This window comes from Bradyrhizobium sp. CCBAU 25338 (genome assembly GCF_028128965.1).
Lineage (GTDB): Bacteria > Pseudomonadota > Alphaproteobacteria > Rhizobiales > Xanthobacteraceae > Bradyrhizobium > Bradyrhizobium liaoningense.
This window is the reverse complement of record NZ_LFKY01000035.1, coordinates 227,868-250,318: the sequence shown is the minus strand read 5'-3', so window position 1 is coordinate 250,318 and position 22,451 is coordinate 227,868. Positions and strand designations below refer to the sequence as shown.

General features: G+C 66.6%; 17 protein-coding genes, 1 tRNA gene and 1 riboswitch. Of the genes, 9 read left to right on the top strand and 9 right to left on the bottom strand.

The annotated features are described in order from the left end of the window. Positions 1 to 19 precede the first annotated feature (19 nt). The 5 genes from ACM42_RS16385 to ACM42_RS16365 all read right to left on the bottom strand — a co-directional run bounded on the left by ACM42_RS16385 (position 20) and on the right by ACM42_RS16365 (position 5,514). The gene (locus tag ACM42_RS16385; RefSeq protein WP_271528886.1) at positions 20 to 1,339 is read right to left on the bottom strand and encodes a tyrosine-type recombinase/integrase; all 1,320 of its coding nucleotides are present in this window, start codon (positions 1,337 to 1,339) and stop codon (positions 20 to 22) included. 122 nt (positions 1,340 to 1,461) lie between these two features. After that, positions 1,462 to 1,537: transfer RNA gene (locus ACM42_RS16380), tRNA-Thr, on the bottom strand. A gap of 99 nt (positions 1,538 to 1,636) precedes the next feature. Continuing rightward, positions 1,637 to 3,397, bottom strand: coding sequence for a heme biosynthesis protein HemY (locus ACM42_RS16375; RefSeq protein WP_271528884.1), 1,761 nt, complete (start codon positions 3,395 to 3,397; stop codon positions 1,637 to 1,639). A gap of 36 nt (positions 3,398 to 3,433) precedes the next feature. Beyond that, positions 3,434 to 4,702, bottom strand: a complete 1,269-nt coding sequence (locus ACM42_RS16370; protein ID WP_271528883.1) for a COG4223 family protein — start codon at positions 4,700 to 4,702, stop codon at positions 3,434 to 3,436. Between the two features lie 65 nt (positions 4,703 to 4,767). Next, on the bottom strand, positions 4,768 to 5,514 hold the full coding sequence (locus ACM42_RS16365) for a uroporphyrinogen-III synthase (RefSeq protein ID WP_271528882.1): 747 nt from the start codon (positions 5,512 to 5,514) through the stop codon (positions 4,768 to 4,770). Positions 5,515 to 5,665: 151 nt separating this feature from the next. On the opposite strand from ACM42_RS16365, the gene tsaD reads away from it, so the two are divergent. From tsaD to ACM42_RS16350, 3 genes are all read left to right on the top strand, one after another. Then, positions 5,666 to 6,739 (top strand): tRNA (adenosine(37)-N6)-threonylcarbamoyltransferase complex transferase subunit TsaD, encoded by a 1,074-nt coding sequence (gene tsaD, locus ACM42_RS16360; RefSeq protein ID WP_271528983.1) that lies wholly within the window; start codon positions 5,666 to 5,668, stop codon positions 6,737 to 6,739. A 2-nt stretch (positions 6,740 to 6,741) separates the two neighbouring features. Continuing rightward, positions 6,742 to 7,722: an NAD(P)H-dependent glycerol-3-phosphate dehydrogenase gene (locus ACM42_RS16355; protein ID WP_271528881.1), complete on the top strand. Its 981-nt coding sequence runs from the start codon at positions 6,742 to 6,744 to the stop codon at positions 7,720 to 7,722. A gap of 118 nt (positions 7,723 to 7,840) precedes the next feature. Then, positions 7,841 to 8,254 (top strand): EVE domain-containing protein, encoded by a 414-nt coding sequence (locus ACM42_RS16350; protein ID WP_271528880.1) that lies wholly within the window; start codon positions 7,841 to 7,843, stop codon positions 8,252 to 8,254. Positions 8,255 to 8,484: 230 nt separating this feature from the next. On the opposite strand, the gene ACM42_RS16345 is transcribed toward ACM42_RS16350, so the two are convergent. After that, positions 8,485 to 9,651, bottom strand: coding sequence for a DNA topoisomerase IB (locus ACM42_RS16345; RefSeq protein WP_271528878.1), 1,167 nt, complete (start codon positions 9,649 to 9,651; stop codon positions 8,485 to 8,487). A gap of 403 nt (positions 9,652 to 10,054) precedes the next feature. On the opposite strand from ACM42_RS16345, the gene acs reads away from it, so the two are divergent. Both acs and ACM42_RS16335 read left to right on the top strand, forming a co-directional pair. Then, the gene (gene acs, locus ACM42_RS16340; RefSeq protein WP_271528876.1) at positions 10,055 to 12,001 is read left to right on the top strand and encodes an acetate--CoA ligase; all 1,947 of its coding nucleotides are present in this window, start codon (positions 10,055 to 10,057) and stop codon (positions 11,999 to 12,001) included. A gap of 434 nt (positions 12,002 to 12,435) precedes the next feature. Beyond that, the gene (locus ACM42_RS16335) at positions 12,436 to 12,951 is read left to right on the top strand and encodes a L,D-transpeptidase (protein ID WP_271528875.1); all 516 of its coding nucleotides are present in this window, start codon (positions 12,436 to 12,438) and stop codon (positions 12,949 to 12,951) included. 51 nt (positions 12,952 to 13,002) lie between these two features. Here the strand turns inward: ACM42_RS16335 and ACM42_RS16330 are convergent, their stop codons facing one another. Together ACM42_RS16330 and ACM42_RS16325 are read right to left on the bottom strand one after the other, a co-directional pair. Further along, positions 13,003 to 13,593, bottom strand: coding sequence for a thermonuclease family protein (locus ACM42_RS16330; RefSeq protein WP_271528874.1), 591 nt, complete (start codon positions 13,591 to 13,593; stop codon positions 13,003 to 13,005). A gap of 70 nt (positions 13,594 to 13,663) precedes the next feature. Continuing rightward, positions 13,664 to 13,864 carry a DUF1674 domain-containing protein gene (locus tag ACM42_RS16325; RefSeq protein WP_061880084.1) on the bottom strand — a complete coding sequence of 67 codons (201 nt, stop codon included), beginning with the start codon at positions 13,862 to 13,864 and terminating at the stop codon, positions 13,664 to 13,666. A 189-nt stretch (positions 13,865 to 14,053) separates the two neighbouring features. Here ACM42_RS16325 and ACM42_RS16320 point away from each other — a divergent pair, with 189 nt between their 5' ends. From ACM42_RS16320 to purH, 3 genes are all read left to right on the top strand, one after another. Continuing rightward, positions 14,054 to 15,400, top strand: coding sequence for an RsmB/NOP family class I SAM-dependent RNA methyltransferase (locus ACM42_RS16320; RefSeq protein ID WP_194390711.1), 1,347 nt, complete (start codon positions 14,054 to 14,056; stop codon positions 15,398 to 15,400). Between the two features lie 153 nt (positions 15,401 to 15,553). Beyond that, positions 15,554 to 17,272: a heparinase II/III family protein gene (locus tag ACM42_RS16315; protein WP_271528873.1), complete on the top strand. Its 1,719-nt coding sequence runs from the start codon at positions 15,554 to 15,556 to the stop codon at positions 17,270 to 17,272. A 57-nt stretch (positions 17,273 to 17,329) separates the two neighbouring features. Then, positions 17,330 to 17,411: riboswitch (ZMP/ZTP riboswitch) on the top strand. A 25-nt stretch (positions 17,412 to 17,436) separates the two neighbouring features. Further along, positions 17,437 to 19,029 (top strand): bifunctional phosphoribosylaminoimidazolecarboxamide formyltransferase/IMP cyclohydrolase, encoded by a 1,593-nt coding sequence (purH, locus tag ACM42_RS16310; RefSeq protein WP_271528871.1) that lies wholly within the window; start codon positions 17,437 to 17,439, stop codon positions 19,027 to 19,029. A gap of 99 nt (positions 19,030 to 19,128) precedes the next feature. Here purH and ACM42_RS16305 read toward each other — a convergent pair whose 3' ends face one another. After that, on the bottom strand, positions 19,129 to 20,514 hold the full coding sequence (locus ACM42_RS16305; RefSeq protein ID WP_271528869.1) for an MFS transporter: 1,386 nt from the start codon (positions 20,512 to 20,514) through the stop codon (positions 19,129 to 19,131). 101 nt (positions 20,515 to 20,615) lie between these two features. Between ACM42_RS16305 and ggt the strand changes: the two genes are divergently transcribed. Then, a complete protein-coding gene (gene ggt / locus ACM42_RS16300) occupies positions 20,616 to 22,367 on the top strand; it encodes a gamma-glutamyltransferase (protein ID WP_271528867.1) in 1,752 nt (583 codons plus the stop codon). Positions 22,368 to 22,451: the final 84 nt, after the last annotated feature.

Genomic DNA, 22,451 nt, shown 5'->3' with positions numbered 1-22,451 from the left:
ATCGCTCGCTCTCGCCCCTTCACCCGGCAGAATTGCCGGCTTGCTTGAAGGGCACAACGCTCCCGCCCTGGCGCAACGTGTCGCAGTGGTCCGCCCACCACGTCATCAGCTTCACTCGCTCATCCCAATAGTCGCTGCGCGCGTAGGCACGGCGCACTGCGTTTGGCTCGATGTGCGCCAGCGCCGCCTCGATAGCGTTGACGCTCCACCTGCCGCTTTCATTGGCTAGCGTCGAAAACGTGGAGCGAAAGCCGTGTGCAACCATTTCATCGTTCGAATAGCCAAGGCGGCGCAGCGCAGCGCAAAGCGTGTTCTCGCTGATCGGCCGCGTCACAGCGCGCAATCCGGGAAAGACGAGCTCAGCGACGCCATGCCCCGTGATCGGGTGCAATGCCTTCAGGATAGAGACGGCTTGCGCAGGCAGCGGAATCCGGTGGGGCCTGCGCATCTTGGTTCGCTCGGCAGGGATACTCCACACACAGCTGTCCAGATCGAACTCAGGCCACGTCGCATGACGCAATTCGCCGGGACGACACGCCAGTAACGCCAGCAATTGCAGCGCTGCCCTCGTTGTTGGCTGGCCCTGGAAGCCTTCGATCGCCCGCAGCAGGCCACCGAATGCCAAGGGCTCGATTATCGCCGCCCGGTGTCTCGGCTTCGGTGCGGCGATTGCGCCGCGCAGCGCCTGCGTCGGGTCGTTATCGGCGCGCGCTGTCGCAACGGCGTAGCGGAACACCGCACCGATGACCGCGCGCAGGCGCTTGGCCGTTTCGAGCTTGCCGGCCGCCTCGAGCGGTTGCAGCACTCGCAAGACCTCGCCGGCCGAAATGTCGGCAATCGGCAGCGGCCCCAAATCGGCCTTCGCTAAGCCGAGCAGCCAGTCCAGCTTGTCGGCCGTGGCGAGAGCAACACCTTCCCGCTTTTTTCTGGCCAACAATTCATCGGCCACCAACTCGAACGTGTTGGCCAAGGCTTCGGCCCGCGCTGCCTTTCTCTGGCGCTTCTGCATGGTTGGGTCGATGCCCTGGCGCAGCAGGCCCGCCGCCTCATCCCGACACTTGCGGGCGGCTTCCAGCGGCACGCCGGCCGGCGCCTTGCCGTATTCCCCGAGGGACAGCTTCTTCTGCTTACCGCCGAACCGATAGGCAAAATTCCAGAGCTTGCCGCCGCTTGGCGTGAGCCACAGCTGCAGGCCGCCACCGTCCGACAGCTTCACCAGCCGCTCGCCGGGCTTGGCGTTCCTGATAGTCGCGTCCGTGAGTTTTCCGCGCGCCATGCCTGCCCCGAAATGTTGGCCTTCTGCAAATCGCATCAGGTTAAAGGCCAACAAGAAGGCCAACAATTGTTCCGGCTGTCAACGAACCAGAACGAACTGTTACGGTCGCGTGATGCAGAATAACGATTGTTTTCAGTTGGTTGCCCGCTGAAAACGAACGGTGGAGAACGTGGGAGAAGAGAGAGTGGTGCCGCAAGAGGGATTCGAACCCCCGACCCCGTCATTACGAATGACGTGCTCTACCGACTGAGCTATTGCGGCGACCCTGCCGGGACCCGGGCGATGCCGGCCCCGATACGCGCGCTCCTGATATCGGGCATGGCCCGAATTGGCAAGGACAAGCGGGACGCGAAATGCGCTTCACGCGCCCCAGCGGGACCAGAATCCGCGCCAGCCGCCGGCCTGGGCCTTCGGCGTGCCGATTTGTTCCGTGAATTCATCGGTGGGGCCGTCGTCGTCGATTCCGGGATCATCCGGCGCACGGACGATCGGGATGACGGCCTGAATCGGCGCCGAAGCCGGCTTGCCGAGGTCAGCTCGGGTTCGGAAGACCGGCGTTTCCGCTTGCTGCGATGATTCGGCCGGTGCCGGAGCCGGATTCACCGGCTCGGACGGCGCGACCACCGGCTCCTCCTTCGTGGATTCCCCGGCAACCTCTTGGGCCTGGGGGGGCGAATTGTCCTGGGCGGCCGGCGTTGACACCGGGGCCGTCACCGGCGGTTCCACCGGCGCCTCGCTGGCAGCGGCGGCCACTCGCTTCGGCGGCGGAGCGGCCAGCATGGCCTCCTCGAAGGCCGAGTATTCGATCGTGGCGCCCCGGTCCGAGGGCAGGCTGGCGACCGGTGTCTGCCACTGGAACGCATCGAGACGGCCGGTGACCGGGGAGACCGGACGCCAGCTGTCGCTGACATAGCCGTCCGCGGTCCAGGCGGGATCGAGGCGGGCGCGCACCGCGCGCAAGGTCCAGGCGCGGGCGCGGCCGCCATCACCATGCTCGGTGCGCTCGAGCTCGGCCATCAGCAGCGCGACGCGCTGGGTCGGATCCTTGAGATAAGGCGCGAGCACCTCGCGCGCGCGGGCGAACTCCGAGGCCTCGATCGCAGCGCGTGCGATCGCGAGCTGCCCTTCGAAATGACCGGGCTTGTCGGCTGGCGTCTTCGCGGCGAGGGTCTCGACCCGCTGCAAGCGGTGCCACGCGGTATCGCCGAGCTTCACATGCGCATAGGCGTCCGCGAGATCGGGATGCGGATTGGCGAGCCAAGCGGCTTCCACCAGCTTCATGGCGCGGCGCACCTGATGCGCCTCGCTCTCGAATTTCGCCGCGAGCACCGCCGCCGGCACCAGGGTCGGTGCGAGCTTGACCGCCTCCATCGCGCTCTCGCGCGCGACGTCGCGGTCCATCGTTTGCAATTCCAGCGCGCGCGCGGTGAGCAGGACGCCGCGCTGCCGGCGATAGGTCTGCCTGTCGATCTGCCCCGCGCGCAGATTCGAGTCGAGGATCGCGAGTGCCCCGCTCCAGTCGCTGCGCGCGCAGCGGAAGCCGAGCACCGCATGCGAGGCCCAGGTCGAGGACGGCGACAGCTTGATCGCTTCCTCCGCGATCATCACCGCGCCGACCACATCGTCGGCGCGCTGCGCCTCGATGAACAGGCCGCGCAGGCCGAGCAGCCGCGTGTCCTCGCGCTCGGCCATGACGCGGAAGACGCGCTGCGCCTCGTCGCGATTGCCTTCGAGCTGCGCCGACTGCGCGTGCAGCAGCAGCGCGAGCGGATCGTTCGGCGCATGCCGCCGTGCCGCGTCGGCGTGACGGCGGGCGAGCGCGGAATCGCCATGGCCGATCGCGAGCAGGCCGTGGGTGATGGCGTGGCGGCCGCGGGCCTGGCGCTTTTCGTGGCGACGGCGGCGCAGACGCCCCGGCGTGCGCCAGATCGTGGTCAGGATGCTCCAGACCAGCACGACGGCCACGGCAAACAGGCCAAGCAGGAGAACGAACCTGGGAAGCGTCGTCGAGATGCGGAAACCACCCGCGGTCAGCACGAGGTCGCCGGGCTGATCGGCAACCCAGGCCGCGCCGGCCGCCGCCAGCGCGATCAGGACGAGAAAGAGGACGATGCGAAGCATGGCGATCCCTATACGCGCCGATTGTTGCGTGAACTTTTACTGAAGAGGCTTGGTCGGATCAGACTTGACAGGATCGGACTTGACAGGATCGGACTTGGCGAGATCCGCCATGGCATCGTCGGCGAATTTGCGGGACGCGGCGAGCGCGGCTTCGCGGGCATCGGTCTTGTCGAGCCAGGCCCGCGCCGGGGCACGATCGGCCTCAGGCAGAGTCTTCAGCTCGCGCCTCGCTTCCACGAAATCATTGCGAAGCGCCGCCGCGGTCACGCGCGCAACGATGGCGCCGCGATCGTTGCCGACCCCGTCGGTACGTTCAATGCGAACGAGCTTTGACGCGCCGGCCTGGAGACGCTCGACGATGCCGGCATCGCTCGGCGGAGCTTCCGCCGGCGGCGACAGCTTCGGCACGATGTTGAGGAGCTCGCGGCTCAGCGCGGCTGGCGTCGGGATGCCGGACGATGCAAACGCGTCGAGCGGCTTCAGCATGTCGGGCTTGGCCGCAAGCGACCGCGCCGCGGCCAATTGCGATTGATAGGGATCGCCGTGGCGGACGGCGACGTCGAGCAGGGATGCCGCCACCACATGGCGGAGCGGCTTGTCGTCCATCGTCCTGGCCTCGGCGATCTTCTCGCCCTGCCGCGCGAGCTCGGCGCGCTCCGTCTTGCCGGCGCGCTCGAGCTGGGCGATGCGGTCGATGACGGCGGCAAGATCCGGCGCTGCAGCAGGCGATGCAACCTTCACGTCGTTCAGGGCGCTCGCAGTCTTGTCGGACTGCGCACGCAGATTGGCCATGTCGCTGCGCAGGCTGCTCGCGGATTTCTCCAACGCGTCGATCCGCGCCGCCATGGCCGGATCGGCTGCGGGCCTGCCGGCCCTGGCTTCAACCGCGGCAACGCGTGCGCTCAGCGCATCGACTGTCGCACGGGTGACCTCAGGCGCGGCCGGCGGCGCCTGCACCGCGGGCCAGCCCAGCATCCAGCCGACCGCGATCACGACCGCGGCCGCGACAGCGCCGGAAAACGGTGCAATGATCCAGGGGGAAATCGGCGCCGACACGGGTGCGGCCGCGACGGAAACCTGCTCCTCTGCAGGCTCGGACTGAGGCTCGGTCTTGACCTCCTCGGATCCGGGCTCTTCGAACCTGGCCTGCTCCTGCGCGGCATGCTCGGACGCCTCGGGCTCGCCCGCGACCTGCTGCGGCTGGGTCGAAACTTCCGTCGCCTCAAGATCGATGGTGGGCGGGGTGCGCTTGGTACGACCCGTCTCGGGCGCCAATCCAGCGTCTTCAGGCTTGTCGTCGGCCATCGTGACGGTTCCTCACACTTCCATTACCTGGATGAACCAGATTGCGTCGGATTCGGCCTGACCTCTTACGCCAAACGGGTGCGCAACGCACGCTCCAAGGTGTCGAATAGGGCACTTTCGTCCGGCGTTGCTGCCACCAGGACCCGTGACGCGCCGGCGTCGCGCAGCACGCTCGCAACCGTCTCGGACAGGCAGCAATGCGGAATGGCCAGCGCCGAGATTTCGACGCCTTCGTCCCGCGCCGCATCCAGGAACGCGCGTGCGCTGCGCCGGGAGTAGTGCAGCACCGCCTCGACCCCGTGCGCGGCAAAGCCCTCGCAAACCCCGCGCGGCAGATGCTTGACCGGCGCCATGCGATACGTGGTCCGCGTGACGACGCGGAAGCCTTCCGCACCGAGTTCGCCGCCGAGGTCGCGCGACAGCTCCGCGCCGGCGAGATACAGCAGCGCGCTCTTTTTCTTCAGCACCTTGTCGCGCGCGCTTTGCATCACCCTGTCGCGCAAGGAAGCAGCATCGCCGCCGGCGACGATCACCTCGGCGAAACCGGCCTCGCGCGCCGCAGCAGCCGTATGCTCGCCGACCGCGAACAAAGGCAGCTTCAGGAGGCCGAGCTCCGGCAATTGCGGCGCGACGGCGCGGATCGCGTTGGCCGATGTGACGAGAACGGCGCCGTAGGGACCTTCACTCTCGTCATGGACGGCGACCGGCTCGAACTTGAGCACCGGCGCGAGCAGCACCGCATGCCCCCGCGCGCGCAGACCTTCCGCCGTCGCCTCATTGTCGGGATGCGGCCGTGTGACAAGAATGGACATCGCTGGTGTTCCCGAACCACGTGGCGGTGGCGCATTGACCAGGACGGTTGCGCGTGACGATTGCGCAAGCCGACCCCGGAATGCTACCGGACGTACCAGAACGCTGCTTTATGGATGAGCGCAAGGGCGCAAATTGGATAACAATTCGCCAATGCTGGTGCTGGGCATAGAAACCACCTGCGACGAAACCGCCGCGGCCGTGATCGAACGCGCGCCTGACGGCAGCGGCCGGATCCTGTCCAACATCGTGCGGTCGCAGATCGAGGAACACGCCCGCTTCGGCGGCGTGGTGCCGGAGATCGCCGCGCGCGCGCATGTCGATCTGCTCGACGGCATCATCGACCGCGCCATGCGCGAGGCCGGCATCGGCTTTGCCCAGCTCAACGGCGTCGCGGCCGCCGCGGGGCCGGGCCTGATCGGCGGCGTCATCGTCGGGCTTACCACCGCGAAGGCGATCGCGATGGTACACGACACGCCGCTGGTCGCGGTGAACCATCTCGAAGCGCATGCGCTGACGCCGCGCCTCACCGACGGAATCGAATTTCCCTATTGCCTGTTCCTCGCCTCCGGCGGCCACACCCAGATCGTCGCAGTCACCAGCGTCGGCCAATATGTACGGCTCGGCACCACGGTCGACGACGCGATCGGTGAGGCCTTCGACAAGGTCGCGAAGATGCTGGGACTGCCCTATCCGGGCGGACCGCAGGTCGAGCGCGCGGCGGCGAGCGGCGATGCCACCCGCTTTGCGTTTCCGCGGCCGATGCAGGGACGTCCCGATGCCAATTTCTCGCTGTCGGGATTGAAGACGGCGGTGCGCACCGAAGCGAGCCGGCTGGCTGAGCTCACGCCGCAGGACATCAGCGATCTCTGCGCGAGTTTTCAGGCCGCCGTGCTCGAATCGACGGCCGACCGGCTGAGCGTCGGCTTGAAACTTTTCCGCGAGCAGTTCGGCGCGCCGCGCGCGCTCGTGGCTGCCGGCGGTGTCGCGGCCAATCAAGCGATCCGCGGCGCTCTGCATGACGTTGCAAGGCAGGCCGGGACGCAACTGATCATGCCGCCGCCCGCGCTCTGCACCGACAACGGCGCGATGATCGCCTGGGCCGGCGCCGAACGCCTCGCGCTCGGCCTGACCGACACGATGGAGGCGCAGCCGCGCGCACGGTGGCTGCTCGACGCCAACGCGACGGCACCCGCGGGTTACGGCAACACCCGGGCGGGATTTTAGCGATGGCCGCGCTGCAATCCGTCGCAGTGATCGGCGCGGGCGCCTGGGGTACGGCGCTGGCGACGGTGGCAGCGCGCGCCGGCCGGAGCGTCACGCTCTGGGCGCGCAATACCGAGCATGCCGCGCGGATCGCGTCGTCGCGCGATAATCCACGGCTGCCGGGCGTTCAGCTTGCGCCGGACATTGTCGTGACGAGCGATCTGGCGCTCGCCGCGCGTGCGGAGATGTTGCTGATTGCAACACCGGCGCAACATTTGCGCGGCGCGGTCAACATGCTGGCCTCTCACCTCGCAAGGCCGGTGCCGATCGTCGCCTGCGCCAAGGGCATCGAGCACGGCACCCACAAATTCATGACCGACGTGATCGCCGAGGCCGCGCCGCACGCGCAGCCGGCGATCTTGTCGGGCCCGAGCTTTGCCGACGACGTCGCACGCGGCCTGCCGACGGCAGTGACCCTGGCGGCAAGCGATGAGGCGCTGGCGCGCGCGCTCGTGCAGGCGCTGGGCTCGCCGACGTTCCGGCCCTATCACTCCACGGACGTCCGGGGTGTCGAGATCGGCGGTGCGGCCAAGAACGTGCTGGCGATCGCAGTCGGCATCGCGGTCGGGCGCAAGCTCGGCGCCTCCGCACAGGCTGCGCTCACGACCCGCGGTTTTGCCGAGCTGACGCGCCTTGGCCGCGCGCTCGGCGCGCGCAGCGAGACGCTCACCGGCCTGTCCGGCCTCGGCGACTTGATCCTGACCTGCTCGGGCCCGCAATCGCGCAACTTCGCGCTCGGACTTGCGCTCGGGCGCGGCGAGCAGCCTCCCGCCGGCAAGCTCGCCGAGGGAGAGTTCACGGCACCTGTGCTGATCGAACTCGCAGCTTCGCAAAACATCGAGTTGCCGGTATCGGAAGCGGTCGCGGCGATCCTGAGCGGCCGAAGCACGATCGATTCCGCGATCTCGGCGCTGATGACGCGCCCCTTCAAGGCAGAGGAATGACGTCTTCTCGTCATGCCCGCGCTTGTCGCGGGCATCCACGTCTTGATATTGAACTGGTGACAAAGACGTGGATGGCCGGGACAAGCCCGGCCATGACGAATGGACAGGGCGCGTTGTCATGAACTACTGGCTCGTGAAATCCGAACCGTCGGTGTGGTCCTGGGACCAGCAGGTCGCGAAGGGCGCCAAGGGCGAGGCCTGGACCGGCGTGCGCAATTTCACCGCGCGCCAAAACCTCGTGAACATGAAGAAGGGCGACAAGGCGTTCTTCTATCATTCCAACGAGGGCAAGGAGATCGTCGGGATCGCGGAGATCATCAAGGAAGCCTATCCCGACCCGACCGACAAGACGGGCAAGTTCGTCTGCGTCGACATCAAGGCCGACAAGCCGTTGAAGACGCCGGTGACGATGGCCGCGGTCAAGGCCGAGAAGAAGCTCGAAGGCATGGCCCTGGTGAAATATTCGCGCCTCTCGGTGCAGCCGGTGACGACGGAGGAGTGGAAGCTCGTCTGCAAGATGGGTGGGCTGTAGTCGAAGCTGCCGTAGCCCGGATGAGCGCAGCGACATCCGGGATGGTCTGGTCCCGCATATCGCGATGCTCATGCGGGCTACGTCTGCAAGATGGGCGGGATTTAGCGCGGCAGGCACAGCTGTCGTAGGGTGGGCAAAGGCGCACTTAGCGCCGTGCCCACGATCTTTCTCGGTATCTCGTTAGAAGTGGTGGGCACGCTTCGCTTTGCCCACCCTATACCGCACCCGCGTTACACCGCCGCCGTCGCCACCACCTGTGCCAGCAGCTGCTCGCGCCGCCCCTGCGAGCGCTGACCCTTCATGGTCGCGGCGAAGCGCTCGAGGATGCCCTCCTCGAACGCGGTGACGATGGTATCGTGGACGTAGCTCTTGCGGCAGATCGCCGGCGTGTTGGAGAGCTTGTCCGCGGCGGCGCGGATTGCGTCCAGCACCTGCTTCTTGCGGCCGCGCTGGCTCGTCGCCGGCGTGATCCGCGACAGCGATTCCACGACGACGGCGGACGCCATCAGCGTACGAAAATCCTTCAGCGAGATCTTGATGCCGGCGATCTCGCGCAGAAACGCGTTCACCTGCGTGGTGTTGACCGCGCGCACGATGCCGTAGGCATCGCGATACTGGAACATGCGCTTGCCGGGGACGCCCTGCAAAATGCGGATGGCGCGCACCAGCTTGGCGGCGTCGCACTCCTTACGCACCGCCTTGCCGCCCTTTGCCTTGAAGGTCAGCACGAAGCAGTCGTCTTCGAGCATGACGTTGGACTTCAGCAGCGTGGTGGCGCCGCGGGTGCCGTTGAGGCGGGCATAGGACTCATTACCGGGGCGGATCGCGGTACGCGCGATCAGCTCGATCACGGCCGAGAGCGCGAACTCGCGCGTCGGCTCGTCGCCCGACAGGAACGCAGAGACCTTGCGCCGGATTTTTGGCAGCGCGCCGACGAGCTTCTCCAGGCGATGCGCCTTGCGATGCTCGCGGACCTTCTCCCAATCGGCGTGATAGCGATATTGCAGCCGGCCCGCGGCATCGCGGCCCACCGCCTGGAGGTGCGAGTTGGGATCGGCGGAGTAACGCACCTCGCGATAGGCCGGCGGCACCGCCATCGCGTGCAGTCGGCGGATGGTGCGGGCATCACGGATATGCGCGCCGTTGGGACGGACGAAGGAGTAGCCCTTGCCGCGCTTGACGCGCCGGATGGTCAGCTCGTTCTGGTCGCCGAGCCGCAGGCCATGCTCCCTGGCGAGCGCCTCGACCGTCGCCGGCGCCGTATCGAAGGTCTTTTTCGGGCTGGGGCGCCGGAAAGGGGCCGGTTTGGGCCATTGTCCGAGGGCTTTGGCCAGGGCAATGGCCGCAGGATCGGCTGAAGCGGGCCGCATCGTCCCGAGATTCTGCTGATCCATCATGGTCTTACGCCTTTAGCCCTGCCTGTTATCGATCAATGCCGTTGTTCTGATTTTTGTTCCGAGGGGTCTCTTTGGACCCGGGTTGGCCATTTAGGGTGTTCCGAACCGTATTGCGAGTCCCGAATCAGTGAGAGGAGGTCTCTAAATACCTCCACGGGGTGCATGAGAGCTCTGCACCGGCCTGGTCCGCACATCCGGGTGAAGGCCCAAAGGCCGCTCGCGGCGCCTGTTTCAGATCTGCGACAGTCGCGGCAGGTCACCTTGATCCTCCGCATGGCCGGTGGCCCGCCGAAGGTCCAGCTTGTGCTCCTTGTCGGGTCCGGTTAGCCCGACGCATAATCAGTCAATGATCAAGTCGGCTCGCCGGTCGCTGGCGTTCGGCCTGCCGCATGTGGAGGGAAGCATGTCCGAGAAGATCTACGACGTCCCCGCGGAGTGGGCGAAGCGCGCCTGGGTCGACCAGGCCAAGTACAAGGAGATGTACGCCCGCTCGATCTCGGACCCGAACGGCTTCTGGGCAGAGCAGGCCAAGCGCATCGACTGGATGAAGGCGCCGACGAAAATCGAGAACGTCTCGTTCGCGCCCGGCAACGTCTCGATCAAATGGTTCGAGGACGGAGTCCTCAACGTTGCTCACAACTGCATCGACCGGCATCTCGCCAAGCGCGCCAGCCAGACCGCGATCATCTGGGAAGGCGACGATCCCTCGCAGTCAAAGCACATCACCTATCAGGAGCTGCACGACGAGGTCTGCCGGATGGCCAACATCCTGCGCACCCGCAACGTCAAGAAGGGCGACCGCGTCACCATCTACCTGCCGATGATTCCCGAAGCCGCCTATGCGATGCTCGCCTGCGCACGCATCGGCGCGATCCACTCGGTCGTGTTCGCGGGCTTCTCGCCGGACAGCCTCGCCCAGCGCATCAACGACTGCCAGTCCAAGGTGATCATCACCGCGGACGAAGGCCTGCGCGGCGGCAAGAAGGTGCCGCTGAAGGCCAATGTCGACGCAGCGCTCGCCAAGGCCGACGGCGTCGACTGGGTCGTGGTGGTCAAGCGCACCGGCGGCAAGGTCGACATGAATCCGACGCGCGACCTCTGGTACCACGAGGCGGCGGCCATGGTCACGACGGAATGCCCGGTCGAGCACATGCACGCCGAAGACCCGCTGTTCATCCTCTACACCTCAGGCTCGACCGGTCAGCCCAAGGGCGTGTTGCACACCACGGGCGGCTATCTCGTGTTCGCCTCGATGACGCATCAATACGTCTTCGACTATCACGACGGCGACATCTACTGGTGCACCGCCGACGTCGGCTGGGTCACCGGCCACAGCTACATCCTCTACGGGCCGCTGGCGAACGGGGCGACCACGCTGATGTTCGAAGGCGTGCCGAATTACCCGGACAATTCCCGCTTCTGGAACGTCATCGACAAGCACAAGGTCAACATCTTCTATACCGCGCCGACCGCGATCCGCGCGCTGATGCAGGGCGGCGACGAGCCCGTGAAGAAGACCTCGCGGGCGAGCCTGCGCCTGCTCGGCTCCGTTGGCGAGCCCATCAATCCGGAAGCCTGGGAGTGGTATCACCGCGTCGTCGGCGAAGACCGCTGCCCGATCGTCGACACCTGGTGGCAGACCGAGACCGGCGGCATCCTGATCACGCCGCTGCCGGGCGCGACCAGGCTCAAGCCTGGCTCGGCGACGCAGCCGTTCTTCGGCGTGGTGCCCGAGATCGTCGATGCCGATGGCAAGGTGCTGGAAGGCGAGACCACCGGCAATCTCTGCCTGACGCGGTCCTGGCCCGGCCAGATGCGCACGGTCTATGGCGATCACGCCCGCTTCGAGCAGACCTATTTCTCGACTTACAAGGGCAAGTACTTCACCGGCGACGGCTGCCGGCGTGACGCCGACGGCTATTACTGGATCACCGGCCGCGTCGACGACGTCATCAACGTCTCCGGCCATCGCATGGGCACCGCAGAAGTCGAGAGCGCACTGGTCGCGCACGAGAAGGTTTCGGAGGCGGCGGTGGTCGGCTTCCCGCACGACATCAAGGGCCAGGGCATCTACGCCTATGTCACCCTGATGGCCGGCGTCCAGCCGACCGAAGATCTGCGCAAGGAGCTCGTCACCTGGGTGCGCAAGGAGATCGGCCCGATCGCTTCGCCCGACCAGATCCAGTTCGCGCCGGGCCTGCCCAAGACCCGCTCCGGCAAGATCATGCGCCGCATCCTGCGCAAGATCGCCGAGGACGAGCCCGGCAGCCTGGGCGACACCTCGACCCTGGCAGATCCGGCGGTGGTCGACGACCTCGTCAAGAACCGGCAGAACCGGAAGTCGGCGTAAGATCTTGGGCCCCGGACGCAGCGCAGCGCGCACTTCAGCGGTGCGCTGCTGAGCCGGGGCCCATGCAGCGGCGGAACGTGTGGCCTCCTGGGGCTCGGCTCTGCGCAGCAACGCTCAGGCGCTACTGCGCGTCCGGGACACGAGAGCAACTAACAGCTCGCGATCCTTCCAAAACAACAGTCGTTCAACATCCTCACGCTCTTGTCAGGGCGCGGCCGGCATCTTTCCCGGAAAGTGTTGTTTTCAGATCATTTACTTTATTTCGAACATTTCCTTTGTTCCCGCTGCCGGCCGGCCCTCGGCGGCCGCGCGTGGAAACCATCCGGTTAACAGGCGCGGTTCAGAATGAAGCGCTAACGAGGGCCTGGCGCGGCGGCGATTGCCGGGTTCTGCGTAATTTTTGGACAATCCATTTGGGGCAAGGGGAAGCATCGATGTCGATGAGAATTGCGGCGGCGCTGGCGGCCACCATCGGGGTTGGGGCCTTGATGTCGACCGCGGCAGAGGCGCGGCCGGAGTTGGTGGGCACGCACCTCGCCGACTATTCGCCGGGCACCATCGTGGTCAGGACCAGCGAGCGGCGGCTCTATCTCATCCTCGATAACGGCCACGCCGTGCGGTATCCGGTCGGCGTCGGCAAGGCCGGCAAGCAATGGGCCGGCACGACGAAGATCGAGGGCAAGTATCTCAATCCGGCCTGGGCGCCGCCCGCCGAGGTGAAGCGCGACAAGCCGAATATCCCCGATGTCATTCCCGGCGGCTCGCCGCGCAACCCGATGGGCGTCGCGGCGATGACGCTGGCCGGCGGCGAATACGCCATCCACGGCACCAACGTGCCGGGCTCGATCGGCGGCTTCGTCTCCTATGGCTGCATCCGCATGCTCAACGAGGACATCACCGATCTCTACGGCCGCGTCTCGGTTGGCACGACGGTGGTCGTGACGCGCTGATCGCCTGAAACAGTCGAGATAGAAGCCGCATGTTGCCACGCGGCTTTCTTGTTACCACAAGCGCCAGCCCCGCGCGCACCAGCCGTCGCGATGGCCGCCATTGTAACTGCGCACAAAGCCGCCGGCGAGCATTGCCGCCGCAACGCTCGCGGTCTTCCGGGTGGCGACGTCGGCGAGAACGCGACCGTATTTGTCGGGGCCGAGATTGGTGATCGTCACGCCCCCCTGACTGAGCAGATCGCGCAACGCGCGGGCAGCAGCTTCGGCCTTGTCCAGCTCCTCCTGGCAGGACGCCTTCAGTTCGGGCGCATCGATGCCGCGCAGCCGGACACGTGCGACGAGATCGCCGCCGTTGTGCTGGTGCACGCGCGCCAGAAACGTGTCGCCGTCGACGGTGCGAATCACCTCGACCGGTTGACGAGCACCCGCCGCGCCGGACTGCTGCAGGATGATTTCGGCATCGCGCGACCGTTCGTCATCCGCATGCGGAATGGGCCAGATCGTTCCCTGGCGGAAGCCGAGCACGACGGCCGTCACAACGCCGACCACGAACATCCACGGCAACAGTCCGGAGAAGCGACGGCCGAACGGCGAGCCGCTGTATGAAGTCCGGTAGTGACGGCTGGGATCGAAGCGCGACATCCGCGCACGCTAGGGCTGAGTCGGCTGAACCGGCAAGATGGCTCATGAGGAGCGCGCGTAGAGCGGCGTCTCAAAAGTCCGAAGCGATGCCGTTGCGCTCCCAATCGCCGTAGCGGGTTGGCTCCGGACCCTTTGGCCCCTGCAACTCCTTCGGCGCAGCTTCATCACGCGCGGCCGCCGCAGCCTGCCGGCGCGCCTCGGCTTCGGCCAACGCCCGCTGGGCGGCCGGCGACAGCGGCTTGCGATCGGGACGGGAGGGCTGGTCACTCATCTCGGTGGGTTCCTAACGCAGGATCACGGGAAGTGCGAGGTCCAATAACGCATTGCTGAAATGGTCATTGCGGGCTGCAATCGCGAGGGTCCATTCTTACATTTGGCATATTCGCATGCCAGAGATCGAGTCTCTCGAGGCATGCGCCATTGCGGCGGAACTGCCGCTCGCTCAGAACCTTGCTTCCGCATGCCATCTCAACGTTTCGTCCCTCCATCCGAAGTGCCCGGTCTTGCGGCACGGCGGATTGCCGCCGACATCGTCGACGGCGTGCTGCACAAGCACCGCACGCTCGACGACCAGCTCGACGGCAGCGGCGCCCATCCCGGACTGAAGACGCTGGCTGACCGCGACCGCGCGCTGATGCGCCGCCTCGTCGCCACGGTGCTGCGCCGGCTCGGCACGCTGGGCCATGTGCTGTCCCGCCTGCTCGACAAGGGCATTCCCTCCGATGCGCCCCGCGCGCAGAGCGCGCTCCTGATCGGCGCGGCGCAGATCCTCTGGATGGACGTGCCGGATCACGCCGCGGTCGACCTCTCCGTTCGCCTCGTGCAATCCGACCGCCGCGCCGCGCGCTATGCCGGCCTCGTCAACGCCGTGCTGCGTCGCTGCGCGCGCGAGGGCAAGGGGCTGATCGAGGAGGTCGCGACACAATCGCTGGATCTGCCGCCATGGCTGTTTGCACGCTGGAGCGCGCATTATGGCGAGGCGACCGCACGCGACATGGCGCTGGCGCTCGGCCACGAGCCCTCGCTCGATCTGACGGTGAAGTCCGATCCCGCGCAATGGGCGAGCCGCCTGCATGGCGAGACACTGCCGACGGGAACGGTGCGGATGCTGCTGCACGGTTCGGTGACCATGCTGCCCGGCTTCGCCGAAGGACAATGGTGGGTGCAGGACGCCGCTGCCGCGCTGCCGGCCCGGCTATTCGGCGACGTCAAGGGCAAGTCCATTGCCGATCTCTGCGCCGCCCCCGGTGGCAAGACCGCGCAGCTGGCGCATGCCGGCGCGCGTGTCACGGCCATCGACCGCTCGCCCGCGCGAGTGGCTCGGTTGCGCGAAAACCTGGCGCGACTGTCGCTCCAGGCGGAGACTGTCGTTGCTGACGCCGTGGAATGGGCCGGCCCGGCCGAGGCCTTCGACGGTATTCTGATCGACGCGCCCTGTACCTCGACCGGCACGATCCGCCGCCATCCCGACGTGGCGTGGCTGCGGCAGGAATCCGACATCGCCGCGCTGGCGGCGCTGCAGCAGCGGCTGCTGCGAAAATCGGTGTCGCTGCTCAAGCCCGGCGGGACACTGGTCTATTGTACCTGTTCGCTGGAACCCGAGGAAGGCGAACAGGCCGTGGCGGCGCTACTCGCCGCCGAGCCTGCGCTTCGCCGTGTTCCGATCGACGCGTCGGAGGTCGCAGGCCTCGACGAAATCCTTAACCGGGACGGCGACCTTCGCACCTTGCCCTGCCATCTGCCGAACGCCGATCCCAAGCTCGGCGGCCTCGACGGATTTTTCGCGGCCCGTCTCGTTAAATCCTGATTTTGCACTGGATTTTGCCATCACGACGCTGATTCGCGCCGTTCAAGGTGGTGTCAGCCGTCCGATTTTGGGATTAATAAGGATTCGTCGTCCTCTCCCCCTTCAAGGCAAGGCGTGTCGGTCGCTCAACGCAGACATATCTCGACGCTGGTCATGAACCGCTTCGCGCGGAACATGCTCGCGCGCGCGAGCGGCGGTTCCGTTGCGCTGTCGCGGGTTTGGCCCGGCCGCACCGACCGGCTGATCATCGCACCGCACGACCTGCGCACCGCGGACGCGACCCGCGCCGCCGAAATCTATGCCGGCCGGTTCGTCTTCGCCGGCAAGATCGTCAATTGCCACGGCCGCTCGATCTTCGATCTCGAGCCGCCGTCGGAGGATTGGGAAGTTGCACTGCTCGGCTTCGGCTGGTTGCGTCATTTGCGCGCCGCCGACACCGCGCTGACGCGAGCGAATGCGCGCGCGCTCATCGAGGACTGGATCGCCAACCCCGCCAACAAGCGCCGCCCCGTCGCGCGCCGCGCAGACGTGCTGGCCAGGCGCGTGATCTCGCTGCTGTCGCAGGCGCCGCTGGTGCTGGGCGAGACCGACAACAAGTTCTATCGCCGTTATCTGCGCGCCCTGGCTCGCGAGATCCGCTTCCTGCGCTACGCCATGGTCGACATTCCGGACGGGGTGCCGAAGCTCCAGGTGCTGATCGCACTGTGCTATGCGGCCCTGTGTCTCGCCAACCAGGCGCGTCACATCCGCAGCGCCTCGAAGAAGCTGTCGGACGAATTGCAGCGGCAGATCCTGCCCGACGGTGGACACATCTCACGCAACCCGGGCGCGCTGATCGAACTCCTGATCGACCTGCTGCCACTGCGGCAGACCTTTGCGGCGCGCAACATCGCGCCGCCGCCGGCGCTGCTCAACGCGATCGATCGCATGATGCCGATGCTGCGCTTCTTCCGGCACGGCGACGGCAATTTCGCCCTGTTCAACGGCATGAGCGCGACCTCTTCGGACCTGCTCGCCACGCTGCTCGCCTATGACGACACCCACGGCGTGCCGATGGCGAACATGCCGCATACCGGCTTCCAGCGCCTCGATGCCGGCCAGACCACTGTGATCATCGACACCGGACCGCCGCCGCCGGCCGGCGTCAGCCACGACGCCCACGCCGGCTGCCTGTCGTTCGAACTGTCCTCGGGCATCAGCCGCATCGTCACCAATTGCGGCATGCCGACCACGGGCCGCGACAATTGGCGACCGTTCGCACGCAGCACGCCGGCGCATTCGACGCTGACCTATCACGAGACCTCGTCATGCCAGTTCGTCGAGATGTCGGCGATGAAGCGGCTCCTGCACGGCGCGCCCATCACCAGCGGTCCCGTCGAGGTCGAAAGCTATCGCGAGATCGTGCAGAACGGCACGCTGCTCACGACATCGCACGACGGCTACCTCGCCAAGTTCGGGGCAATCCACCGTCGCGTGCTGATGGTCGCCAACGACGGCGCACGCGTCGACGGCGAGGACACGCTCTCGCCGCCGCAGGGCCGACGCTTCAAGGGCGCGGATGCCGATTTCGCGCTGCGCTTCCATCTGCATCCGGCGGTGAAGGCGAGTCGGCTCTCGGATGCCCGCGGCGTGATGCTGGTGCTGCCGAACCGCGACGTCTGGACCTTCGAGGCGCTCGACGACAAGGTCGACCTCGAGGACAGCGTGTTCCTGGCCGGCAATGACGGCCCGCGCCGCACCGCCCAGATCGTGATCCGTCAGGACGCGCGGCAGGCGCCCTCGATCCGCTGGAGCTTTGTCCGCTCCACTGCCTCGCCGGCCGTCACCAATGCCCGCCGCAACGCTCGCCGCGAGCCGGAACTTCCGCTGTAGACGCACGAATTCAACGCATCTCGTCGTTGTGAAAACGGGCAAAAGCTGCTAACGAACACGCGCTCGCGCGACTGGCGACCTTGGATGGAGCACCATCGGGAAGCGCGGGACACATCCGCCGCGCGCCTGGGCATAGACACTCCTTAAGACAGAGGATCTTGCTCATGACTGACCATCCCCGCCGCGTCACCCGCGCCCTCCTTTCCGTCTCCGACAAGACCGGCCTGATCGAATTCGCAAAGGCGCTTGCCGCGCACGATGTCGAGCTGGTCTCGACCGGCGGCACCGCCAAGGCCATCGCCGCAGCCGGCCTCAAGGTGAAGGACGTGTCCGAGCTGACCGGCTTCCCCGAGATGATGGACGGCCGCGTCAAGACGCTGCATCCGAAGGTGCATGGCGGCCTGCTCGCGATCCGCGACAACAAGGAGCATGCCGACGCGATGAAGACGCATGGCATCGCGCCGATCGACCTCCTCGTCGTCAATCTCTATCCGTTCGAGGCGACCGTCGAGAAGGGCGCCGGCTTCGAGGATTGCATCGAGAACATCGACATCGGCGGACCCGCGATGATCCGCGCCGCCGCCAAGAACCATGACGACGTCGCCGTCGTGGTCGAGGCGCAGGACTATCAGGCCGTGCTCGACGAGCTCGCCGCCAACAAGGGCGCGACCACGCTGAAGCTGCGCCGGCGGCTCGCGGCAAAGGCCTATGCGCGCACCGCGGCGTATGATGCCGCGATCTCGAACTGGTTCAACCGTCAGCTCGAGATCGACGCGCCCGACTTCCGCGCTTTCGGCGGCCGGCTGATCCAGTCGCTGCGCTATGGCGAGAACCCGCATCAGACCGCGGCGTTCTACGCGACGCCCGACAAGCGCCCGGGCGTCTCCACCGCACGGCAGCTCCAGGGCAAGGAGCTCTCCTACAACAACATCAACGACACCGATGCGGCCTATGAATGCATCGGCGAGTTCGACGCCAGGCGTACCGCGGCCTGCGTCATCGTCAAGCACGCCAATCCCTGCGGCGTCGCGGAAGGCTCCAGCCTCGTCGACGCTTATCGCAAGGCGCTGGCCTGCGATTCCACCTCGGCGTTCGGCGGCATCATTGCGATGAACCGTCCGCTCGATGCCGACACCGCCCGCGAGATCACCAAGATCTTCACCGAGGTCATCATCGCGCCCGACGCCAGCGAGGAGGCGATCGCCATCATCGGCGGCAAGAAGAACCTCCGCCTGTTGCTCGCCGGCAGCCTGCCCGATCCGCGCGCGCCGGGCCTGACCGCCAAGACGGTGGCCGGCGGCCTCCTCGTGCAGAGCCGCGACAACGCCGTGGTCGACGACATGACCTTCAAGGTCGTGACCAAGCGGGCGCCAACCGATGCCGAGATGCGCGATCTCAAGTTCGCGTTCCGCGTGGCCAAGCACGTCAAGTCCAACACCATCATTTACGCCAAGGATCTCGCCACCGTCGGCATCGGCGCGGGCCAGATGAGCCGGGTGGATTCAGCCCGCATTGCCGCGCGCAAGGCGCAGGATGCCGCAGCCGAGCTGAAGCTCGCCCAGCCGCTCACCAAGGGCTCGGTGGTGGCGTCGGATGCGTTCTTCCCGTTCGCCGACGGCATGCTCGCCTGCATCGAGGCCGGCGCCACCGCCGTGGTGCAGCCAGGCGGCTCGATGCGCGACGACGAGGTGATCAAGGCCGCCGACGAGCACGGCATCGCCATGGTGTTCACGGGAACACGGCACTTCAGGCATTGAAGCCGCTTTCATTTCGGGGTGCATGCAGCGCGAACTCTGGTGCGCAATTGCGCACCAGAGTTCATCGCTCCGCGATGCCCCGGAACGACGGTGGTGCCGCTATTGCCGCACCCGCATCAACAACCCCAGTCCTGCAACGAAGAACACCACCAGCACGGCCATGCCGGCCTTCTGGCTTGCGGTCACGGCGGTGATCACGCCGATCAAGAGCGGGCCGATGAAGGATGTCACCTTTCCGGTCAATGCGAACAGGCCGAAATACTGCGCGATGCGATCCTTCGGTGCGAGGCGGATCAGCAGTGTGCGGGAGGCGGCCTGGAGCGGGCCGCCGGCTGCACCGATCAAGCAGCCGAGCACGAGATAGGCGCGCTCCGCCGCGCTCCAGAACAGGGGAGCGCCTGCCTGCGGCGGAGCGACCTTGACGAACAGGACACTGTCCTTGTCGACCAGAAGGATCGCGGTCACCGACAGCAGCAGGACCAGCAGACTCCCGGCAATGACGCGCTTCGGCCCGAGACGATCGTCGAGCTTGCCGCCGAGCCACGCGCCGAACGCGCCGGCGATCGCGAGCATGATGCCGAAGGTGCCGATCTGGATCGTATGCCAACCGAACGTGCCGGCGGCATAGATGCCGCCAAACGCGAACAGCGACACCAGACCATCGGTGTAGATCATGTTGGCGAGCAGGAATGCCGCAAGCGACTTCTGCCTGGGCAGGCCGTTGATCGATCGCTTCAGCTCGGACAGACCTTCGCGCAGCGCCTCGCGCAACGGGCGCTTCGCCGGATAGTCCGGCGTGAACAGGAACATCGGCGTCACGAAGATGATGAACCATAGCCCGGTCAACGGCCCGGCAGCGCGATCGCCCTGATGAGTCACGGGATCGAGCCCGAACAACGGCGCGAAGCCGAGCAACGTGCGACCGGTCTCGGGATTCGCGGCGAGAAAGCCGAGCACGATGATCAGGCTGACGATGCCCCCGACGTAGCCGGTAGCCCAGCCGGTGCCGGAGAGCCGGCCGATGCGCTCCGGCGGCACCAGGGTCGGCATCATCGCATTGTTGAAGAGGGTTGCGAACTCCGCACCGACGCTGGCGAGCGCAACCGCGGTGAGCAGCAAGGGTATGATGGCGTAGTCGCCGGGCTTGCCGATCCACAGCGTGCAGGATGCCAGCACCAGCACCACGCCGAAACCTGCGATCCATGGCTTCCTGCGGCCCGATGCATCCGCGATGGCCCCCAGCACCGGCGACAGCAGCGCGATCGCAAGGCCTGCGGCGGCCATCGCAAAACCCCACAGCGACTGACCGGTCGCGGGATTTGGCGCAACGCTGGTCGCGAAATAGGGGGCGAACACGAAGGTCGTGACCAGCGTGAAATAGGGCTGCGCGGCCCAATCAAAGAAGATCCAGCTGACGACGGCAGCGCGCGGCGGATAGGTCCGCTGCGCGCCGGCCATACGCACATCGGGGGCAATCGTCGTCATCCCGCGGTCCTCATCACGAACAGTTTTGTCCCTCTTGGAGCAAACCGTATAGCATTGCAGCGAGGTGTGTGAACTGGCCCGAGGCCACGGCGGACGTTTTGATGATGTCATCATATTCGACACGACGGACATTCTTCGCCTTCATAGCCACTCTGGCGTTCAGTCTCGCTCCTGCGACCGCTCAGGATGCGCGGCGTGGCTATGTGCCGCCCGCGCGCGACACGGTGCGCGCCGTCGCCGCCGAGCACGGCATGGTGGTGGCGCAGGAGAGGTTGTCTGCGCAGGTCGGCGCCGACATCCTGCGACGCGGCGGCAATGCGGTCGACGCTGCGGTCGCGACCGGCTTTGCGATGGCCGTCACCTATCCACGCGCCGGCAATATCGGCGGCGGCGGCTTCATGGTGATCCATTCCGCCGATCGCAACGAGGACATCACGATCGACTATCGCGAGACCGCGCCGGCTGCGACGACGCCACAGATCTTCCTCGGCGCAGACGGCAAGCCTGACGCGACGAAGTCACGGGATTCCGCGCTCGGCGTCGGCGTTCCCGGCACGGTCGCGGGCCTCGCGCTGGCATTGGACAAATACGGCTCCGGCCAGTTCACGCTGGCGCAGCTACTCGCGCCCGCCATCGCGCTCGCACGCGATGGCTTCATCGTCAGCGACGACATCGCCGATACGCTGCCGAGCTGGCACCGGCGGCTGGCACGCTGGCCTTCCTCGGCCAAGATCTTCTCGCGGCCTGACGGCACGCCGCTGGGCGAGGGCGACCGGCTGGTGCAGGGCGATCTCGTCGAAACGCTGTCGGCCGTCGCCGCACTGGGACCGCGCGGCTTCTACGAGGGGGAGGTCGCCCAGAAACTCGCCAAGGCCGTGACCGATGCCGGCGGGATCATGACGCCCGCCGACCTCGAGGCCTATCGACCGGTCATCCGCGCGCCGGTGCGCGGCACCTATCGCGGCTATGACATCGTCTCGATGCCGCTACCTTCGTCCGGCGGCGTGGTACTGCTGGAGACGCTCAACATCCTCGAAGGCTTTCAGCTTGCCGATCTGAAGCAGGGATCGCCGGAATCGCTGCATCTGCTGATCGAGGCCATGAAGCGCGCCTATGCCGACCGCGCGCGCTATCTCGGCGATCCCGCCTTCGTCAACGCCCCGATCGAGACGCTGATCGCGAAGGACTACGCCGCCAGGCTGCGCGCGGGCATTTCTGCCGAACGCGCCACGCCGTCGAAGGAGCTCGTGTCCGCTTCTGCCGCGCCCCGTGAGGGCAGCAACACGACGCATTTTTCCGTCGTCGACGGTCGCGGCAACGCCGTCAGCAACACTTATACGCTGAACTTCAGCTATGGCGTCGGCCTCGTCGCCGACGGCACCGGCGTGCTCCTCAACAACGAGCTCGACGATTTCACGGCGGCGGTCGGCGCTTCCAATGCCTATGGCCTCGTCGGCTTCGAGGCAAACCTGCCTGGCCCCGGCAAACGGCCGCTCTCGTCGATGTCGCCGACCATCGTGCTGAGGGACGGCAAGCCGGTGCTGGTGACGGGCTCACCCGGCGGCAGCCGCATCATCTCGACCGTGCTCCAGGTGATCGTGAACGTTCTCGACTACAGGATGGATGTTGCGGCCGCCGTCGCAACGCCGCGGCTACATCACCAATGGCTACCGGATGAGGTGCGCGTCGAGCGCGGCTTTCCCGACGACGTGCTGCTCGCGCTGAAGGCCATGGGCCACCTCATCGTCGAGCCGATGGGGCAGACATCGGCGAATTCGATTCTCGTGACGCCGAGCGGGTTGCTCGGCGCGGCCGATCCGCGAACGCGCGGCGCGGAAGCGGCGGCGCAGTAGCCCGCTCTCTCTGCATGGCACGGCAGCGCGCACCGGCTTGCACAGGCCGGCGTGCATGCTACCACCGGCCGGCCAAAGCAATTG

What these genes read in the sequence shown, in the direction of transcription:
- ACM42_RS16375 (WP_271528884.1), bottom strand. Translation starts at nt 3,397, where the DNA reads ATGCTTCGCATCGTCCTCTTTCTCGTCCTGATCGCGCTGGCGGCGGCC.
- ACM42_RS16365 (WP_271528882.1), bottom strand. Translation starts at nt 5,514, where the DNA reads ATGTCCATTCTTGTCACACGGCCGCATCCCGACAATGAGGCGACGGCG.
- tsaD (WP_271528983.1), top strand. Translation starts at nt 5,666, where the DNA reads ATGCTGGTGCTGGGCATAGAAACCACCTGCGACGAAACCGCCGCGGCC.
- ACM42_RS16330 (WP_271528874.1), bottom strand. Translation starts at nt 13,593, where the DNA reads ATGTCGCGCTTCGATCCCAGCCGTCACTACCGGACTTCATACAGCGGC.
- ACM42_RS16305 (WP_271528869.1), bottom strand. Translation starts at nt 20,514, where the DNA reads ATGACGACGATTGCCCCCGATGTGCGTATGGCCGGCGCGCAGCGGACC.
- ACM42_RS16325 (WP_061880084.1), bottom strand. Translation starts at nt 13,864, where the DNA reads ATGAGTGACCAGCCCTCCCGTCCCGATCGCAAGCCGCTGTCGCCGGCC.
- ACM42_RS16320 (WP_194390711.1), top strand. Translation starts at nt 14,054, where the DNA reads ATGCCATCTCAACGTTTCGTCCCTCCATCCGAAGTGCCCGGTCTTGCG.
- ACM42_RS16345 (WP_271528878.1), bottom strand. Translation starts at nt 9,651, where the DNA reads ATGATGGATCAGCAGAATCTCGGGACGATGCGGCCCGCTTCAGCCGAT.
- ACM42_RS16335 (WP_271528875.1), top strand. Translation starts at nt 12,436, where the DNA reads ATGTCGATGAGAATTGCGGCGGCGCTGGCGGCCACCATCGGGGTTGGG.
- ACM42_RS16355 (WP_271528881.1), top strand. Translation starts at nt 6,742, where the DNA reads ATGGCCGCGCTGCAATCCGTCGCAGTGATCGGCGCGGGCGCCTGGGGT.
- ACM42_RS16350 (WP_271528880.1), top strand. Translation starts at nt 7,841, where the DNA reads ATGAACTACTGGCTCGTGAAATCCGAACCGTCGGTGTGGTCCTGGGAC.
- ACM42_RS16370 (WP_271528883.1), bottom strand. Translation starts at nt 4,702, where the DNA reads ATGGCCGACGACAAGCCTGAAGACGCTGGATTGGCGCCCGAGACGGGT.
- ggt (WP_271528867.1), top strand. Translation starts at nt 20,616, where the DNA reads ATGATGTCATCATATTCGACACGACGGACATTCTTCGCCTTCATAGCC.
- ACM42_RS16315 (WP_271528873.1), top strand. Translation starts at nt 15,554, where the DNA reads ATGAACCGCTTCGCGCGGAACATGCTCGCGCGCGCGAGCGGCGGTTCC.
- purH (WP_271528871.1), top strand. Translation starts at nt 17,437, where the DNA reads ATGACTGACCATCCCCGCCGCGTCACCCGCGCCCTCCTTTCCGTCTCC.
- acs (WP_271528876.1), top strand. Translation starts at nt 10,055, where the DNA reads ATGTCCGAGAAGATCTACGACGTCCCCGCGGAGTGGGCGAAGCGCGCC.